The sequence below is a fragment of the Kitasatospora sp. NPDC088783 genome (assembly GCF_044750705.1).
GTDB classification, from domain to species: Bacteria; Actinomycetota; Actinomycetes; order Streptomycetales; family Streptomycetaceae; genus Kitasatospora; species Kitasatospora fiedleri.
Genome location: NZ_JBIVKJ010000005.1, coordinates 486,902 through 504,193, shown reverse-complemented (window position 1 = coordinate 504,193; position 17,292 = coordinate 486,902). Strand labels below are relative to the sequence as shown.

The 17,292-nt window shown below is 74.8% G+C and carries 14 protein-coding genes; 4 read left to right on the top strand and 10 right to left on the bottom strand.

What is annotated here, in order from left to right:
* Window positions 1-74: 74 nt before the first annotated feature.
* Genes ACIP60_RS18145 through ACIP60_RS18130 form a run of 4 tightly spaced genes read right to left on the bottom strand, consistent with a single transcriptional unit; the run spans window position 75 to window position 3,973 of the window.
* On the bottom strand, window positions 75-530 hold the full coding sequence (locus tag ACIP60_RS18145; RefSeq protein WP_400685294.1) for a MaoC family dehydratase: 456 nt from the start codon (window positions 528-530) through the stop codon (window positions 75-77).
* Window positions 531-565: 35 nt separating this feature from the next.
* A complete protein-coding gene (locus ACIP60_RS18140; RefSeq protein ID WP_400685292.1) occupies window positions 566-2,053 on the bottom strand; it encodes a long-chain fatty acid--CoA ligase in 1,488 nt (495 codons plus the stop codon).
* Between the two features lie 31 nt (window positions 2,054-2,084).
* A complete protein-coding gene (locus ACIP60_RS18135; protein WP_400685291.1) occupies window positions 2,085-2,957 on the bottom strand; it encodes an amidohydrolase family protein in 873 nt (290 codons plus the stop codon).
* Window positions 2,954-3,973, bottom strand: coding sequence for an SDR family oxidoreductase (locus ACIP60_RS18130; RefSeq protein WP_400685289.1), 1,020 nt, complete (start codon window positions 3,971-3,973; stop codon window positions 2,954-2,956). The genes ACIP60_RS18135 and ACIP60_RS18130 overlap by 4 nt, the downstream gene beginning before the upstream one ends.
* Before the next feature lie 71 nt (window positions 3,974-4,044).
* Between ACIP60_RS18130 and ACIP60_RS18125 the strand changes: the two genes are divergently transcribed.
* Complete coding sequence (locus tag ACIP60_RS18125) at window positions 4,045-4,479, top strand: MarR family winged helix-turn-helix transcriptional regulator (RefSeq protein ID WP_400685286.1); 435 nt, start codon at window positions 4,045-4,047, stop codon at window positions 4,477-4,479.
* A gap of 159 nt (window positions 4,480-4,638) precedes the next feature.
* Here ACIP60_RS18125 and ACIP60_RS18120 read toward each other — a convergent pair whose 3' ends face one another.
* Window positions 4,639-5,652, bottom strand: a complete 1,014-nt coding sequence (locus ACIP60_RS18120; protein ID WP_400685283.1) for a phosphotransferase — start codon at window positions 5,650-5,652, stop codon at window positions 4,639-4,641.
* Window positions 5,653-6,148: 496 nt separating this feature from the next.
* A complete protein-coding gene (locus ACIP60_RS18115; RefSeq protein ID WP_400685280.1) occupies window positions 6,149-7,639 on the bottom strand; it encodes a helix-turn-helix domain-containing protein in 1,491 nt (496 codons plus the stop codon).
* A 354-nt stretch (window positions 7,640-7,993) separates the two neighbouring features.
* Between ACIP60_RS18115 and ACIP60_RS18110 the strand changes: the two genes are divergently transcribed.
* The 3 genes from ACIP60_RS18110 (at window position 7,994) to ACIP60_RS18100 (ending at window position 12,628) form a co-directional block, all read left to right on the top strand.
* On the top strand, window positions 7,994-11,185 hold the full coding sequence (locus ACIP60_RS18110) for a M28 family peptidase (protein WP_400685278.1): 3,192 nt from the start codon (window positions 7,994-7,996) through the stop codon (window positions 11,183-11,185).
* 268 nt (window positions 11,186-11,453) lie between these two features.
* A complete protein-coding gene (gene lepB, locus ACIP60_RS18105) occupies window positions 11,454-12,197 on the top strand; it encodes a signal peptidase I (RefSeq protein ID WP_400685276.1) in 744 nt (247 codons plus the stop codon).
* Window positions 12,198-12,286: 89 nt separating this feature from the next.
* The gene (locus ACIP60_RS18100) at window positions 12,287-12,628 is read left to right on the top strand and encodes a cupin domain-containing protein (RefSeq protein WP_400685273.1); all 342 of its coding nucleotides are present in this window, start codon (window positions 12,287-12,289) and stop codon (window positions 12,626-12,628) included.
* On the opposite strand, the gene ACIP60_RS18095 is transcribed toward ACIP60_RS18100, so the two are convergent.
* From ACIP60_RS18095 to ACIP60_RS18080, 4 genes are all read right to left on the bottom strand, one after another.
* The gene (locus ACIP60_RS18095) at window positions 12,592-13,236 is read right to left on the bottom strand and encodes a hypothetical protein (RefSeq protein ID WP_400685271.1); all 645 of its coding nucleotides are present in this window, start codon (window positions 13,234-13,236) and stop codon (window positions 12,592-12,594) included. The genes ACIP60_RS18100 and ACIP60_RS18095 overlap by 37 nt on opposite strands.
* 165 nt (window positions 13,237-13,401) lie before the next feature.
* The gene (locus ACIP60_RS18090; protein ID WP_400685269.1) at window positions 13,402-15,060 is read right to left on the bottom strand and encodes an alkaline phosphatase D family protein; all 1,659 of its coding nucleotides are present in this window, start codon (window positions 15,058-15,060) and stop codon (window positions 13,402-13,404) included.
* A gap of 127 nt (window positions 15,061-15,187) precedes the next feature.
* Window positions 15,188-16,420 (bottom strand): alpha/beta fold hydrolase, encoded by a 1,233-nt coding sequence (locus tag ACIP60_RS18085; RefSeq protein WP_400685267.1) that lies wholly within the window; start codon window positions 16,418-16,420, stop codon window positions 15,188-15,190.
* 177 nt (window positions 16,421-16,597) lie between these two features.
* Window positions 16,598-17,167: an HNH endonuclease family protein gene (locus ACIP60_RS18080; protein WP_400685397.1), complete on the bottom strand. Its 570-nt coding sequence runs from the start codon at window positions 17,165-17,167 to the stop codon at window positions 16,598-16,600.
* Window positions 17,168-17,292: the final 125 nt, after the last annotated feature.

The window sequence follows — 17,292 nt, the reverse complement described above, 5'->3', positions numbered from 1 at the left end:
TCGGCCCGGCCCGGTTGACGGCGCGTCAGGGCGTCGGCGCGTCAGGGCGCCGGGTGCGTCAGGGCGTCAGGGCGTCAGGCGTAGAAGCGGGAGACGCTCTGCAGGACGGCGGCGGGCTTGGCGGCGCCCTCGATCTCGACGGTGCCGTCGACGGTGACCTGCACGCCGCCGGGGACGTCCTCGACGGCGGCGAGGCGGGCGGTCAGGCGGATCCGGGAGCCGACCCTGACCGGGGCGGGGAAGCGGACCTTGTTGAGGCCGTAGTTGACCTTGGTGGTGACGCCCTCGACCTCCAGCAGTTCGGTGAAGAGCGGGATGAACAGGGAGAGCGTCAGGTGGCCGTGCGCGACGGGCGCGCCGAACGGGCCGGTGGCGGCGCGTTCGGGGTCGGTGTGGATCCACTGGTGGTCGTCGGTGGCGTCGGCGAAGGTGTCGATGCGCCGCTGGGTGACGTCGAGCCAGGAGCTGCTGCCGAGGTCGGTGCCGGCCAGGGCCTTGAGGGCGTCGAGCCCGTCGACGGTGCGTGCCATGGGGGGTGGGCCTTTCGGGGAGGGGGACGGAGGGGTCAGTTGCCGTACCGGGCGCGGAGCCGGTGCTTGAGGAGCTTCCCGGAGGCGGTGCGCGGCAGTTCGTCCGCGAGCACCAGCGTCCGGGGGAGCTTGTACCTGGCGAGCCGCCCGGCCAGGGCGGCGAGCAGCGCGTCCGGGTCGGGCGCCGTGCCCGCGGCGGGGACGACGACGGCCCGGCCGACCTCGCCCCACTTGGCGTCGGGGACGCCGTAGACGGCGCACTCGGCGACGCCGGGCAGGGCGAGCAGGGCCTCCTCGACCTCGGCGGGGTAGACGTTCTCGCCGCCGGAGATGTACATGTCCTTGATCCGGTCGGCGATGGTGAGGTAGCCGTCGACGTCGGCCCGGGCGGCGTCGCCGCTGCGGAACCAGCCGTCCCGGAAGGACTGCGCGGTGGCCTCGGGCAGGCCCCAGTAGCCGGGGCCGACGTGCGGGCCGCTGACCAGGATCTCGCCGGTCTCGCCGACGCCCGCCTCCCGCCCGTCCGGGGCGGCCAGCCGCACGTCGGTGAAGAAGTGCGGCACGCCCGCGCTGCCGGCCTTGGCGACGGCGTGCTCGGCGTCCAGGAAGAGGGCGCCGGGGCCGGTCTCGGTCATGCCGTAGCCCTGTTGGAAGGAGAGGCCGCGGCGCAGGTAGGTGTCGATCAGCGGGCGCGGGACGGGGGCGCCGCCGCAGTTGAGGATGCGCAGGCTGCGCAGGTCGGCGTCGGCCCAGCCGGGCTGGCGGGCCATCAGGTCGTACATGGTCGGCACGCCGAAGGTGTAGGTGATCCGTTCCCGGGCGATGAGTTCCAGCGCCCCGGCCGGGTCGAAGGACTCGACCAGGTGGCAGGTGCCGCCCTTGAGCAGGACGGGCAGGGTGAGCATGTTGAGGCCCGCGGTGTGGAACAGCGGGGCGTTGACCAGGGCCCGGTCGTCGGCCCGCAGGTCGGTGTCGACCAGGACGTTGTAGGCGTTCCAGGTGAGGTTGCCGTGGGTGAGCAGGGCGCCCTTGGGACGGCCGGTGGTGCCCGAGGTGTACATGATCAGGCAGGTGTCGTCCAGGCCGACGGGTTCGTCGACCGGGGTGCGGTCGGCCCCGGCCAGCCAGGACTCGTACGCCGCGCCGACCTCCACCGCCACCGGCACCGCGCCGGGCGGGACCAGCGGGGCGCAGCCGGGCGCGTGGACCAGTACCCGGGCCCCGCAGTCGTCGAGTTGGTGGGCGATCTCGGGCCGGGCCAGGCGGGTGTTGAGCGGGACGAAGAGCGCGCCGAGCAGGCCGGTGGCGAACAGCGTCTCCAGGAGGGCGGGGTGGTTGGGGCCGAGGTAGGCGACCCGGTCGCCGCGGCGGACGCCGGCGGTGCGCAGGGCGTGGGCCAGCCGGGTGGTGCGGTCGTGCAGGTCGGCGTAGGTGTGGCGGCGCCCGTCGTGGACGAGGGCGGTGCGGTGCGGGGTCTTCCGGGCCCGGCGGGCGGGCCAGGAGCCGGTTCCCTGGTTGCGCATGGGGCGGGTGACTGCCTTTCCACTCATGGCGTCACGGCTGGGCGAGTCCGAGCAGCCGGGCGGCGTTGTCCTTGAGGATCTTCGGCCGGACCTCGTCCTTGATCGGCAGCTGCGCGAAGTCGGCGAGCCAGCGGTCGGGGGTGAGCACGGGGTAGTCGGAGCCGAACAGCACCTTGTCCTGGAGCAGGGTGTTGGCGTAGCGGACGAGCTGCGGCGGGAAGTACCTGGGCGACCAGCCGGAGAGGTCGATGTGCACGCCGGGCTTGTGGGTGGCGACGGCCAGCGCCTCGTCCTGCCAGGGGAAGGACGGGTGGGCGAGGATCACCTTCAGGTGCGGGAAGTCGGCGGCGACGTCGTCCACGTGCAGCGGGTTGGAGTACTTGAGCCGGATGCCGCCCCCGCCGGGGACGCCCGCGCCGATGCCGGTCTGGCCGGTGTGGAAGAGCGCGACGGTGCCGGTCTCCTCGATCAGCTCGTACAGCGGGTAGGCGAGCCGGTCGTTGGGGAAGAAGCCCTGGATGCTGGGGTGGAACTTGAAGCCCCGGACGCCGTGCTCCTCGACCAGGCGGCGGGCCAGCCGGACGCCCGCCCTGCCGCGGAACGGGTCGATCGAGGCGAACGGGATGAGCACGTCGGCGTTGGCGGCGGCGGCCTCGGCGATCTCCTCGTTGGGGACGGGCGGGCGGCCGGTGGCGTGTTCGGCGTCGACGGTGAACACCACGGCGGCCATCCGCCGCTCGCGGTAGTACGCGGCCAGTTCGGTGACGGTGGGCCTGCGGTCGCCGGCCACCTTGAAGTAGCCGCTGGAGGCCGCGTTCAGCTCCTCGTCGAGCGCGGTGTGGCCGTGCGCGGAGACCTCGGCGTGGGTGTGGACGTCGATCGCGGTCAGCTCGGCGGGGTTCACTCCGCTCCGCCCGGGACGGCGGGGGCGGCGGCCGGGACGGCGGGGGCGGCGGCGGCCGGGACGGCGGGGGCGGGGATGCCGACGGTCTGCGGCTCGCGGCCGACCGAGGTGGCCCAGGCGGCGGCGATGGTCTCCGGGCGCCAGCCGCCGTCGGCGTAGGCCACGGCCGCCTCCTGCGGGTGCGACCAGAGGGCGAGCCTGTCGCCGCCGATGCCGATGCACTGGCCGGTGACCTCGCGGGCGGCGTCGGAGGCCAGGAAGGGGACCAGCGCGGCGCAGTCCTCGGCGGTGCCGAAGCCCTCGCCCTTGCGCAGGAAGTCGGGCAGCGGGGCGCCCTGCCGCATCGCCTCGACGTACGGGGCGAAGGCGGGGACGGTCTCGGTCATCGCGGTGGCCGCGACCGGGACGACGGCGTTGACGGTGATGCCGGACCGGCCGAGCTCCATCGACCAGGTGCGCGCCATCGCGGCGATCCCGGCCTTGGCGGCGGCGTAGTTGGTCTGGCCGAAGTTGCCGCGCTGCCCGGCCGGGGAGCCGATCAGGATCAGCCGGCCGCCCTCGCCCTGTTCGCGCATCCGGACGGCGGCGGCCCGGGCGCAGGTGAAGGTGCCGCGCAGGTGGGTGGCGACGACGGCATCGAAGTCCTCGTCGGTCATCTTCCACAGCACCCGGTCGCGCAGGATGCCCGCGTTGGTGACCATCACGTCCAGCCGCCCGAAGGCGTCGACGGCCCGGTCCACCAGGGCCTGCGCGGCCTCGGCGGTGCCGACGGCGGCGGCCACCGCGACGGCCCGGCCGCCCGCGGCGGTGAGGGTGGCGGCCGCGGCGTCGGCGACCTCGGCGTCCAGGTCGTTGACCACGACGGCGGCGCCCGCCGCCGCCAGCGCGGTGGCGTAGGCCAGGCCGAGACCGCGCCCGCTGCCGGTGACCACGGCGACCTTGCCGGTCAGGTCGAGGGGCTGACGGCCGTTCGGGGCGGCCGGTGGGTTCTGGGAGGTTTCGTTGCTCATGGCCATTGAAGCTAGGAACAATCATTGTTGATGTCAATGATTGTTCCGAACATCTTCGCTCTGGCATGATGACCCCCATGAGCGACGACCCCTGGATGCACGGCCTGCACGCCGACACCGGCTACCTGCTGTACCGCCTCGGCCTGCGTTCCGGCAGCGCGTTCAACGCCGCCCTGGAACAGCACGGCCTCCGGCTGCGCCACCACGCGATCCTGCGCTACCTCGCCACCGTCGACGGCGCCCGCCAACGCGAACTCGCCGACCGCCTCGGCTACGACCCCAGCGCGATCGTCTCCCTGCTGGACGACCTCCAGCGCCTGGGCCTCGCCGAACGCCGCCCCGACCCGGCCGACCGCCGCAGCCGCCAGGTCGTCCTCACCCCCGCCGGCCACGCCCTGCTCCGCACCGCCGACCACGACAGCCGCCGCGTCACCGAGGACCTCCTCACCCCCCTCTCCCCCACCGAACGCGCCACCCTCAACACCCTGCTCCAACGCCTCGCGGCCCCCTGACGGCCCGACGGGAACGCCAGCGGCCCGCACCACCTCCGTGACGGGAGGGCGGTACGGGCCTCGGGCCGGTCGGCTGGCTGGCTGGCTGGCTGGCTGGCTGGCTGGCTGGCTGGCTGGCTGGCTGGCTGGGGGACGGTGGCGGGACGGTGGCGGGGCGGTTCAGTGGAGCAGGGTGGTCCAGCCGTCGAGGGAGCGGATGATCCCGGGGAGGTCGCGGGCGGTGGCGGTGACGATCCGCAGTCCGTGGGCCCGCTGTTCGGGGGTGGCGGCGCGGTGGCCCAGGGCCAGCCACAGGGACCAGGCGGTGAAGGCGAGTTGGCTGCGCAGCAGGCCCGCGAAGGCAGACGGGTCGGCGGGGCCGGGCGGGCCGTCGGCGTGCAGGTAGGCGGCGAGCAGGGGGCGTACCAGCCGGGGGTCGGGGGCGACGGTGGGGCCGTTGACGGGGGTGGCGAACCGGAAGGCCACGTCCACCGCCTCCCACCAGGGGACTTCCGCCCGGGCGGTCTCCCAGTCGATCAGCGCGTAGCCGTCGGGGGTGCGCAGCACGTTCGCCCGGGAGGTGTCGCCGTGCACCAGGACGGCGGCGGGGGCCGCGCGCATCGCGTCGTGCACCAGGGCGGTGGCGTCGGCGACCACCGGGAGCAGGGCGCGGGCCGGTGCGGCCACCGGGAGCCCGCCCGCCTCCGCCTCGGCCACCCACTCCCGCCACTCCGCCACGGGGTGCGGCGGGTCGGGCTCGCCGCCACCGGTGTCCAGGCCCGCGATCCGGGCCAGCGTACGGCCGACCCACCCGGTGGCCGCCGTGGCGTCGGCGTTGGCATCGACTCCGGCCTGCCGGAGGTCGTGCCCGTCCAGCCAGGCGCTGACCCGGACCACCGTCCGCTCGTCCACGGACGGCCGGTGCCAGTAGCCGACGGCCGGAGCGGGCGGTTCGACGGGGCGCGGCATGGCGATCCCGGCCGCCAGCGCCGCCCGCTGCAGGCGGTGCACCCGGCGGGCCTGCTCCAGGTGCCAGTCGCTCAGCAGCCGTCCCGTCCGCACCGTCCACCTCCCCCGCGAGGTGACCAGCAGCCGACTGTCGGTCGGGGCACCCCCGTTGTCGAGCGAACGCCAGGGCCCCGAGGGCCGCCCCAGCCCGAAAGCGGCTGCCACCGCGACGCCGTCGATTCCCATCCGCCGAGTCTGCCGCCCGCCCCCACCCACCCGCACCCGAATTCCCGCCCACGCCCGCCCAGTTGTCGCCGCCGCCGTCCCGCACCGACCGCCACCCCGCCCCCGGCGATCGGCCCTGACCGCACACGTCGGGCAGTGCGCCGCGGCCCAAGGCGGAGAGCAACGAACCCCCGCCCCACCAACACCGTCCGCCCCTCACCCGCCCACGCGGCAGCATCAGATCGCCGCCCCAACCCGCACCACCGCCTCCACCACCCCCGACCCCCAGCGGCCAGCGCCCGCCGCCCGGCAGACACCCACACCACACAGCCCGCAGCCGACCAGAGCCGAAACAACAACCCACCCACGCGGCAGCATCAGATCGCTGCCCCAACCGCGCCACCACCTCCACCGCCCCCCAGCGGCCGGCACCCGCAGCCCGGCAGACACCCACACCACACAACCCGCCCCCGCCCCACCAACACCGTCCGCCCCCACATCCACCCACGCGGCAGCGTCAGATCGCCGCCCCCACCCGCACCACCGCCTCCACCGCCCCCGACCCCCAGCGGTCGGCGCCCGCGGCGAGGCGGGTGCGCAGGCCGCGGAGTTCGTGGCGGACCAGGGCGGGGAGCGGGGTGCCGTCGGTGTCGAGGACGGGGGTGAGGGTGGCGAGCGCGGTGTGCGGGTCGTCAGCGCAGAGGTGGCAGTCGGCGATCCGGACGGTGAGCATGGCGCGGGCGGCCGGGAGTCGGTCGTCGCCGAGCAGGTCGAGTGCGGCGGTGGCGGCGGTCAGGGCGCGGTGGGCGAGGCGGGGGTCGGCGGTGGCGGCGGCCAGGTCGCGCAGGGCGGCGGAGGAGCCGGATTCGACGCGTAGGCGCAGGGCGGCGGGGGCGAGCCAGGGGACGTGTTCCTCGGTGTCGACGGCGGTGGCGGGCCGGTCGAGGTGCTGGCGGGCGCGGCCGAGGTGCCGGACGGTGGCGCGGATGTCGCCGGCGAGGGCGGTGGCGCGGGCTTCGCCGAGGGTGGCGAGGGCGTCGGACCAGTGGCGTCCGGGGGCGGCGCGGCGGATCTCGCGGGCGTAGTCGCCGGCCGAGGCGGGGTCGTCGTCGAGCAGGCCGAGGACGGCCATGTCGCTGAGGGCGGCGACCTGGGTGGTGGCGTCGCCGGCCAGCGCGGCCCAGCCGAGGGCGCGGTCGAAGCAGGCCATCGCGGTGGCGGGGCGTCCGCCGTGCAGGCGCAGGCTGCCCGCGGCGTGGGCGTACTCGGCGGCGAGGCGGGCCAGGACCCGGCGGTGCCGGGCGGGGGCGTCGGCGAGCCGGGCGACGACGGCGCGCAGGGTGCCCTCGATCACGGCGCCCGGTCCGCTCCCGCCGAACGCCCGTTCCCCCGGCCCCTGTTCGCCCGGACCCCGGCCACTCGGAACCCGCCCACCCGCCGCCGACCCGGCCATGGCCCGTTCGGCGCCGTTGAGCTGGGCGCCGAGGACGGCGGCGAGGGCGTGCACGGTGTCGGTGTCGAGGGGTGCGGCGGGGTCGGCGCAGAACGCGGCGTGCAGGGCGACGGCGGTGGCGGGGGGCGGGAGGTGGCAGCCGGTGGCGCCGTGCAGCGGGCACTGGACGTCGTAGCCGGGGAGGGTGGCGGGGCAGTCGTCGGCGGGGACGGTGGCGGGTCCGGCGGGGAGGGTGCCGGTGCCGGGGGGCAGCGGGGGGCGCAGCAGGTGCGGGGGGAGGGCGGGGCGGTCGCCCTCGGCGCTCTCGGCGCGGTGGTAGCAGCGGGTGAGTTCGCCGCCGCTGCCGAGGAGTTCGTCGATCCGGCGGACCAGTCGGGGGGTGGCACGGCGGATGCCGTGTTCGAGCCGGCTGACGGCGGTGTGGTCGTAGCCGACGGCGGCGCCGAGTTGGGCCTGGGTCCAGCCGGCGTCGCGGCGCCAGTGGCGCAGCAGGGCGCCGAACTCCTGCCAGCTGCCGCCGTCCGGCAGTTCGACCGGGTTGGGTGCTCCCAGCATGCGCCGACACCTCCCCCGGTTGCGCTTCCGTCCCTGCCGTCGAACGCTCCGTCCCTCGAACGTCCCCACCGTCGAGCGTTCCTGCCGTCGAGCGTTCCTGCTGTCGAGACGGTACCCGGCCGGGGCGGGCCCGTACATGGTGTGGTCTGTACCTCTTCTTTGCCATCGCCCTTGCCGTGACCCTGGCCCGGAGCGCCCCGGACCCTTGCCGATGGCAGGTCAATTCCCTTCCCGATCAATGTATTTGACGGAATTTGCCATCCCGCTGCGGGGATTGTCAGGTCCGTTGACCGGGCCATGGCGGCGGTGTGAGGGTTCCGGGCACCCCCACATCCGAGGAGCTGAGGAGCTCTGATGAAACGCAGACTGCTGACCGCCGGCACCACCCTGGCCGTGCTGGGAGGCATGCTCGGTGGTTTCGCCGGACAGGCGAACGCCGCGCCTCCCCCCGCCCCGCTCGCCCCCACCCCGCTGGCCGCCGCCGTCTCGGCGGCGGACCTGGCGGCGTCGGCCGGGTCGGACGCACTGGCCAAGGGCCCGGACGAGAGCTACGAGCGCCGCGCCGTCACCCCGTTCCTGAACGGCCTGTACTCGGTCTCCTACGAGCGCAGTTACCGGGGCCTGCCGGTGGTCGGCGGCGACGCGGTGGTGCTCGCCGACGGCCAGGGCAGGGTCCGGGCGGTGCAGAACGCCGCGTCCGGGCCGGTCGGCGTGCCGACCGCGGCGAAGGTGAGTGCGGCGGCCGCGGCCAGGACGGCCCGCGCCGAGCTGGCGAGGGTCGACTCGGCCGAGGCCCCGCGCCTGGTGGTGCGGGTCAAGGACGGCACCTCGCGGCTGGCCTGGGAGTCGGTGCTGACCGGTGCGACCGCGGACCGGCCCAGCCACCTGCACGTGTTCGTGGACGCGGTGACCGGCGAGGTCGCCGACCGGTACGACGACGTCCGGGCCGGCACCATCAACAGCAAGTGGAACGGCCCGGCGGGCCTGACCATCAACACCACCGGCTCGGGCGGCTCGTACTCGCTGCGCGACCCGGGCCGCCCGGGCCTGAGCTGCGCCGACTACTCGACCGGCCAGGTCTTCGGCAAGTCCACCGACTCCTGGGGCACCGGGGCCGCCACCTCCAAGGAGACCGGCTGCGCCGACGCGATGTTCGCGGCGCAGAAGGAGTGGGACATGCTCCGGGACTGGCTGGGCCGCAACGGCCACAACGGCAACGGCGGCAGCTGGCCGGTCAAGGTCGGCCTGAACGACGTCAACGCGTACTGGGACGGCTCGTCGATCTCGATCGGCCACAGCCAGTCCAACGAGTGGATCGCGGCGATCGACGTGGTGGGCCACGAGTTCGGCCACGGCATCGACCAGTACACCCCGGGCGGCGCGAACAACGAGTCGGGCCTGGGCGAGGCGACCGGCGACATCATGGGCGCGCTGACCGAGGCGTACGCCAACGAGCCGGCCCCGTACGACTCCCCGGACTACACGGTCGGCGAGATGATCAACCTGGTCGGGCAGGGCCCGATCCGGGTGATGTACAACCCCTCGCAGGTCTCCGGCAACCCGAACTGCTACTCGGCCTCGATCCCGAACACCGAGGAGCACGCGGCGGCCGGACCGCTGAACCACTGGTTCTACCTGCTGGCGGAGGGCTCCAGCCCGGGCGGCGGCAAGCCGTCCAGCCCGACCTGCAACTCCTCGTCCGTCACCGGCCTCGGCATCCGCGACGCGGGCCGGGTCTTCTACGGCGGCATGCTGCTCAAGACCAGCGGCATGACGTACAAGAAGTACCGGACCGCGACCCTGACCGCGGCCAAGAACCTCGATCCGACCTGCACCTTCTTCAACCGCGCCAAGGCCGCCTGGGACGCGGTCAGCGTCCCGGCCCAGACCGGCGACCCGACCTGCGCGGCGGCCCCGACCAGCGACTACTCGCTGGCGCTGAACCCGGCCGCGGGCACCGTCCAGGCGGGCGGCTCGACCAGCGCGACCGTCTCCACGGCCGTCACCGCGGGCTCGGCGGCGAACGTCTCGCTGGCCGTGACCGGCGCGCCGTCCGGCACCACGGCGACGGTCTCCCCGGCCACCGTGCAGTCCGGCGGCTCGGCGACGCTGAACGTCAACGTCGGCGCGAACACCCCGGCGGGCAGCTACACCCTGACGGTGACCGGCTCCGGTCCGGCCACCCACACCGCGCAGTACCAGCTGACGGTCGGCGGCGGGGGCAACCCGGGCGGCTCGGCGCCCGACATCGACGTGGCGAACGTGCAGGCGCACCTGGGCCAGCTGTACGCGGTCGCGCAGCAGAACGGCGGCAACCGCCGGGCCGGCAGCGCCGGTTACACCCAGTCGCTGGCGTACGTGAAGGGCCGGCTCCAGGCGGCGGGCTACACCGTCACCGAACAGACCTGCACCTCGTGCACCTACACCGCCAACAACCTGATCGCCGACTGGCCCGGCGGCCCGTCCGACCAGGTCACCATGTTCGGCGCGCACCTGGACTCGGTCGCGGCCGGCCCGGGCATCAACGACAACGGCTCCGGTTCGGCCGTCCTGCTGGAGAACGCGCTCGTGCTGGCGCAGCAGAACCCGACCATGAGCCGGCACGTCCGGTTCGCCTGGTGGGCCGGCGAGGAGCAGGGCCTGCAGGGCTCGCAGTACTACGTGGGCCAGCTCTCCTCCGCCCAGCGCTCGGCGATCAAGGGCTACTACAACTTCGACATGGTCGGCTCCCCCAACGCCGGCTACTTCGTCAACAACCTCAACTCGGCCGCCGCCGCGCCGCTCAAGGCGTACTGGGACTCGCTGAACCTCCAGCCGGAGGAGAACGTCGAGGGCCAGGGCCGTTCGGACGACTACTCCTTCCAGCAGGGCGGCATCCCGACCTCGGGCTACGCCGCGGGCGCCAGCGCCGTCAAGACCGCGGCGCAGGCCGCCAAGTGGGGCGGCACCGCGAACCGCGCCTACGACTCCTGCTACCACTCCGCGTGCGACACCACCTCCAACGTGGACGCGACGGTGCTGAACCGGAACGCCGACGGGGTGGCGTACGCGATCTGGAAGACCTCGGTCGGCGGGACCACCACCCCGGCCAACGACTTCACCCTCGCGGTGAACCCGGCCACCGGCACCGTCCAGGCCGGTTCGGCGGCCACCGCCACGGTCTCCACCTCGACCAGCTCCGGCAGCGCGCAGAGCGTGGCGCTGACCGCGAGCGGCGCCCCGTCCGGCGCCACCGTCTCGTTCAGCCCGTCCTCCGTCACCAGCGGCGGCAGCGCGACCCTGACGGTCTCCACCTCCGCCACCACTCCCGCCGGCACCTACACCATCACGGTCACCGGCACCGGCCCCTCCGCCACCCACGGCACCGGCTACACCCTGGTGGTCGACGGCGGCGGCACCGGCGGCGGCACCTGGGCCGCGGGCGTGGCCTACAAGGCGGGCGACGTGGTCACCTACAACGGCGTCAGCTACAAGTGCCTGCAGGCCCACACCTCGCAGAGCACCTGGACCCCCGACGTCGTCCCGGCCCTGTGGCAGCGCCTGTAGCCGCCGGGCGCCGGTGAGCGGCGCGAGCGGGTGAGCGCGTGAGCGGGTGTGCCGCGACCGGTCGGGTACCGGTCGCGGCACACCCGCGTCCGGGGGCGGGAGGCGCGGCCTGAGGGGGCGTCACCTTACGCCGAACACACGCACGGTGCACGTACGATGACGGCCGTTCCGACCGACCGTCCGACCTGCCGACCGCCCGCTCCGTCGACCTGTCGACCTGTCAGCCGTCATCACCCGCAGCCCGCCACCGTCCGCCCCGGGAGCCGCCGTGACCACCGCAGCCACCTCCGCCGACGGCACCTCGTCGGCCGACGGGCCGTCCGGCTCCGACTCCGGGTGGCGGCAGCGGCTGCGCCGGGGGCTCGGCCCCTCCCGGGGGCGGGCGGTGGCGGGCTGCGTGGTCGCGGCGCTGCTGCTGTCGCTGCTGGTCAAGACCTTCCTGGTGCAGGTGTTCGTCATCCCGTCCGGCTCCATGATGGGCACCCTGCAGAAGGACGACCGGGTGGCGGTCGACAAGTTCAGCCCCTGGCTGGGCGAGCAGCCGCACCGCGGCGAGGTGGTGGTCTTCCGCGACCCGGGCGGCTGGCTGACCGAGCCGACCGGCTCCGGCGGCATCGTGCGGGGGGTGCTGAGCCACCTCGGACTGATGCCCGCCGCCGACGAGAAGGACCTGATCAAGCGGGTGATCGCGGTCGGCGGCGACACCGTCGAGTGCGACGCGGGCCAGCCCCTGAAGGTCAACGGCACCGCCCTGGACGAGCCCTACCTGTACCCGGGCTCCACCCCCTGCGACGACTTCCCGGTCGGCACGGTCGAGGTCCCGACGGGGTTCCTGTGGGTGATGGGCGACCACCGCGACGACTCGCTCGACTCCCGCTACCAGCAGCTCCACAACCCGGCGGGCGGCTTCCTCCCGGTCGGCAGCGTGATCGGCCGGGCCCGCGTCCTGGTCTGGCCCCTCGACCGCTGGACCACCCTGCCGGTCCCCGCGACCTTCGCCCGCCTCGGCTGACCCCGCTCACCGCCCCGGCCGACTCCCCCGCGACCCTCCCCCCGACACCCCTCCCCCGACACCCGTCCCCCGTGCGAGGATCGGCCGTCATGGAGATCATCGACAGCGGCCGCTTCCGCCCCGCCCCGGACGGTTCCCCCCACTACGCGGAGCACCTGAGCGTGCCCGCCCTGAGCTTCGGCACCTACTCGCTCCCGGCGGGCTCCGCCGACGACCAGTCCCCGCACCTCCAGGACGAGGTGTACGTCGTCACCCGGGGCCGCGCCCGCTTCACCTCCGGCGACCGCACCGTCGACGTCGGCCCCGGCAGCTCGCTCTTCGTCCCGGCCCGCGAACCGCACCGCTTCCACGACATCACCGAGGACCTGGTCGCCCTGGTCCTCTTCGCCCCGGCCTACGGTGGCGTCCCCGGCCCCGACGACCTGGACTGACCGGGGCGCAGGACGACCTCGCTGCCGACGGGGGTGAAGCCGGCGGCGAGGAAGGCGCGCAGGGAGCGGGCGTTGCCCGGGGCGACGGCGGCGAAGACGGGGGTGCCGGCGGGGAGCAGGGTGAGGGCGTCGCGCAGCAGGGTGCGGCCGTGGCCCCGGCCGTCGGGGCGGGTGTCGTGCAGTTCGACGCTGAGTTCGTGGCGGCCGGCCAGGCCGTGGGCGAGGGTGACCAGTCCGCGTCCGTCGCCGTGGACGGTGACGCGGGTGCGCTGGGAGCGGGCGAAGCGCACCCGCGGGTGGTCGTCGAGGCCGGGCAGCGGGCCGAGGCGAGGCGGGCCGCCGGTGGCGCGGGCGGTGAGGGTGGCGTCGGTGACGCCGATCCAGCCGTCCGGCCCGGCCAGGCGCAGCAGGAAGCGCGGGTCGAGCGAGCCCCCGTAGCCGTCCGCGCCGCCGTCCGCGACCTGGCGCGCGTCCAGGGCGGTGGCGACGACGGCGTGCCCGGTGAACGCCACCGAGCACTCCAGCCCGCCGGGCAGCGGCGGCAGCACCGTCACCCGCCCGTCCGCGGGCGGGAAGCAGCCCTCGGCGGCGGCCAGGAAGTGCGCCACAGCGGGTGCGGTGCGGAGCGCACGGTCGGGCCGCCCTTCCGCCCCGGAGGGCACGTCTCCAACGGCGTGGCTGCCGACCCTACCGGGGTGACGTCCGGTGACCTCGTCCGCCGCCCCCGGGCGGCGGACGAGGGTGGACGGCGGCGGCGGACGGCGGACAGTGCGTCAGGCGACCGGGGAGTTGACGCGTTCGATCTGCTGGGTGCCGGTGCGGGTGCGGTAGGAGCGGGTCCAGCGGGTGGTGGCGTCGGTCCTGGTGCGGTCGGAGAGGGCGTAGTAGTCCATCTGGGCGCGTTCGGGGGTGATGTCGAGGACGCCGTAGCCGTGCGAGTCGAGGTCGGTCCACTTGACGTGCCGGTTGGCGGCCTGGATCGCGGCGGCGGCGACCAGGGAGAGCGTGCCGGGGGCGACCTTGAGGATGTCGTCGATGTTGTCGCTGGTGACCGAGGTGACCACGAACTCGGTGGCGGCGCTGCCGGAGGCGGGGTAGGTGGCGGCCTCGTAGGGGACGTCGCAGGCCCAGGCGGAGTGGATGTCGCCGGTGAGGAAGACGGTGTTGGTGATGCGGTGGTCCTTGAGGTGGGCGAGCAGTTCGCGCCGGTCGTGGGTGTAGCCGTCCCACTGGTCGACGTTGACGGCGAGGCCCTCGCCGGGCAGGCCGAGCAGTTGGGCGAGCGGTCGGAGCAGGTAGTCGGGCAGCGAGAGGAAGGCCACCGGGGAGATCATCACCTCGTTGCCGACCAGCCGCCAGGTGGTGTCGGAGGCGGCCAACCCGGCCTTGAGCCAGTCGAGTTGGGCCCGGCCGGTGAGGGTGCGGTCGGCGGAGTCGACCCGGCCGTCGCCGACCGCGGCCTGCTGGGAGCGGAACGAGCGCAGGTCGAGCAGGTGCAGGTCGGCGAGCTTGCCGTAGCGCAGCCGCCGGTAGGTGGTGCCGGCCACGGACGGGCGGACCGGCATCCACTCGAAGTACGCCTGCTTGGCGGCGGCGACCCGGGCGGACCAGTCGCCCTCGGTGCCGGGGGTGTGGTTCTCGGCGCCGCCGGACCAGGCGTCGTTGGCGAACTCGTGGTCGTCCCAGATCGCGATGGTGGGGACGGCGGCGTGCAGCGCCTGGAGGTCGGCGTCGGTCTTGTAGCGGCCGTGCCGGGTGCGGTAGTCGGCGAGCGTGAGGATCTCGTGGGCGGGGGCGTGCGGGCGCACCACGGTGCCGCGGGTGCCGTACGCGCCGCTCGCGTACTCGTAGATGTAGTCGCCGAGGAAGAGGAAGGCGTCCAGGTCGCCGCGGGCGGCGAGGTGGCGGTAGGCGGCGAAGTAGCCGGCCTCCCAGTTGGCGCAGGAGGCGACGCCCAGGCGCAGCCGGTCGGGGGCGGCGTCGGCGGCGGGGGTGGTGCGGGTGCGGCCGACGGGGGAGGTCGCGCCGTCGGCGAGGAAGCGGTACCAGTAGGCGGTGTCGGGCCGCAGGCCGCGGACGTCGGCCTTGACGGTGTGGTCGGTGGCGGCGCCGGTGGTGACGGTGCCGGTGGCGACGACGGTGGTGAAGTCGCGGTCGGTGGCGAGCTGCCAGCGGACGGCGGTGTCGGGGCCGAGCCCGGAGCCGGGCAGGGCGTCGGCGGTGGGGGTGAGGCGGGTCCACAGCAGGACGCCGTCGGGCAGCGGGTCGCCGGAGGCGACGCCGTGCAGGAACCGGGGGGTGTCGGCGGCGTCGGCCCGGCCGGCCGGGGCGGTGAGCGGCAGGGCGAGGGCCCCGGCGGTGAGGGCGGCGGCCTGGATCACCCGGCGGCGCGGCGGGCGGGGCGCGGCGGTGGCGTTGGTGGTGTCGGTCACGTCACACGAGACTTACCGACGGGTAACGGCTTGTCCAGGGGGCGGTCTGACTGTTCGTCAATCCTTCACCCGGTGACGCGGAGCCCAACGGGGCCCCACGCCCGGCCCGCCCCGTCCACGGGGTCGCTCACAGCCGGTCGGCGTCGAGCACCGCCCGGACGAACTCGCCGGGCGCCTCCTGCGGCAGGTTGTGGCCGACGCCGTCGACGGTGCGGTGCAGGTACGGCCCGACGAACCGGTCGCGGTAGCTGCGGCCCCGGCCGGGCGCGGTGAACGGGTCGAGGGCGGGGTCGAGCACCACGGCGGGCACGGTGATCACCGGCCGGTCGGCGAGCCGCCGCTCGTCGGCGTCGTAGCGGCGCTCGCCGCCGGCCAGGCCCAGGCGCCAGCGGTAGTTGTGCGCCACGATCTCCGGGTAGTCGGGGTTGTCGAAGGCGGTGGCGGTGCGGTCGAAGACCTGCTCCTCGAACTGCCAGCCGGGCGAGACCGTCTGCCACACCAGTCGGCACAGGTCGCGGCGCAGCCGGCGGTCGAGCAGGGCACGGCGTCCGCGTTCGGTGGTGAAGTAGTACTGGTACCACCAGGCGTGTTCGGCCTCCGCGCCCAGCGGGTCGGCCTGGGCGTGGACGTCGGTGATCAGGTAGCCGCCCACCGACACCAGGGCCTTGACCCGGTCGGGCCGCAGCGCGGCGACGATCGCGGCCGTCCGGGCGCCCCAGTCGAACCCGGCCAGCAGGGCGCTGCTGACCCCGAGCGCGTCCAGCAGGGCGATCAGGTCCCGGGCGACGGCGGCCTGTTGGGCGTTGCGCGGGATCTGCTCGGAGCGGAACCTGGTCCGGCCGTGGCCCCGCAGGTAGGGCACCAGGACCCGGTAGCCGCGCGCCGCCAGCAGCGGGGCCGCCTCGGCGAAGCTGTGGATGTCGTACGGCCACCCGTGCAGGCAGACCACCACCGGGCCGTCGGGCGGGCCGCACTCCGCGTAGCAGACGTTCAGGTCCCCGGCGACCACCTGCCTGAGCGTCCACGGCACCGCCAGCCCGTCCGAGAGCACCGCCCCGTACGGCGCCGTGCGCGGCGGCACGACGTACGCGGGCGCCGCGTGCGCCGGCGCCGAGTAGGTCGGCACCATGTACGCCGGTGCCGGGTAGCCGTGCGCCCCGTAGCCCTGGGTCTCGTACCCGTGCGGCTCGTACGTCGGCACCGCGTAGGCCGGTGCCGGGTAGCCCTGGGCCTCGTACGCCTGGGGCCCGTACGCCTGGGTTCCGTACTCCTGGGCCGGGTAGGCCCGTCCGCCCGCCGCGGCCGTGAACAGCCCGGCGCCGGCCGCGACCCCCGCCCGGTGGAAGCTCCGCCTGTCCATCCGTCAGCCCTCCGCCCGTGTCCAGCCGTCCGTCGTTCCGTCAGCAAGGATGCCGGAGAACCGCGTTGACCAGGACGAAGGCGCGCCGATCGGACATTTCGGTCATTCGCGTGCGCAAGCGCCCAAACCGTCCGCGCGGAGTTCCGCGCGGACGGTCCGGGTCGAACGGCGCGGCGCTCAGCAGCCGTTGAGGACGTTGGTGAGCGCGGTCTTCTCGGCGCTGTCCACGGACAGCTTGTAGTAGTACTTCACCTGCACCCAGGCGCGGACGTAGGTGCAGCGGTAGCCGGTCACCGAGGGCAGCCACTCGGCCGGGTCCTTGTCGCCCTTGGCCTGGTTGACGCTGTCGGTGACGGCGAGCAGCTGGGGGCGGGTCAGGTCGTTGGCGAAGGCCTGGCGCTGGGCGGTGGTCCAGGCGGAGGCGCCGGAGTCCCAGGCCTCGGCGAGCGGCACCAGGTGGTCGATGTCCAGGTCGGAGGCGGCGTGCCAGGTGGCGCCGTCGTACGGGGAGAACCAGGTGCCGGAGGTGGCGGCGCAGTTGGCGTCGGTGACCACGCCGGAGCCGTCGCGCTTGAGCACGGTCTCGCGGGTGTTGCAGGTGCCGGAGATGGTGATCCAGAGCGGGAACAGGTCGCGGTTGTAGCCGGTGCGGTTCTCGGCCTTGACGGTCAACTGGGCCAGGTAGCTGCGGGCGGTGGCGGCGGAGACCGGGGTGGGCAGCGCGGCCTCGGCGGTGCCGGTGCCGATGGTGACGGCTCCGGCGGCGAGGACGGAGGTGGTGGCGAAGGCGGCGAAACGGCGGAGGAAACGATTCGGCACGGGGGCACTCCTGGACTCGACGGAGGGACGGGGGCAACAGGGGCGGCGCGGCG

Bases quoted from the DNA above. Each gene is read 5' to 3' on its own strand.
- ACIP60_RS18145 (WP_400685294.1), bottom strand. From the start codon at position 530: ATGGCACGCACCGTCGACGGGCTCGACGCCCTCAAGGCCCTGGCCGGC.
- ACIP60_RS18140 (WP_400685292.1), bottom strand. From the start codon at position 2,053: ATGCGCAACCAGGGAACCGGCTCCTGGCCCGCCCGCCGGGCCCGGAAG.
- ACIP60_RS18130 (WP_400685289.1), bottom strand. From the start codon at position 3,973: ATGGCCATGAGCAACGAAACCTCCCAGAACCCACCGGCCGCCCCGAAC.
- ACIP60_RS18125 (WP_400685286.1), top strand. From the start codon at position 4,045: ATGAGCGACGACCCCTGGATGCACGGCCTGCACGCCGACACCGGCTAC.
- ACIP60_RS18120 (WP_400685283.1), bottom strand. From the start codon at position 5,652: ATGGGAATCGACGGCGTCGCGGTGGCAGCCGCTTTCGGGCTGGGGCGG.
- ACIP60_RS18115 (WP_400685280.1), bottom strand. From the start codon at position 7,639: ATGCTGGGAGCACCCAACCCGGTCGAACTGCCGGACGGCGGCAGCTGG.
- ACIP60_RS18110 (WP_400685278.1), top strand. From the start codon at position 7,994: ATGAAACGCAGACTGCTGACCGCCGGCACCACCCTGGCCGTGCTGGGA.
- ACIP60_RS18100 (WP_400685273.1), top strand. From the start codon at position 12,287: ATGGAGATCATCGACAGCGGCCGCTTCCGCCCCGCCCCGGACGGTTCC.
- ACIP60_RS18085 (WP_400685267.1), bottom strand. From the start codon at position 16,420: ATGGACAGGCGGAGCTTCCACCGGGCGGGGGTCGCGGCCGGCGCCGGG.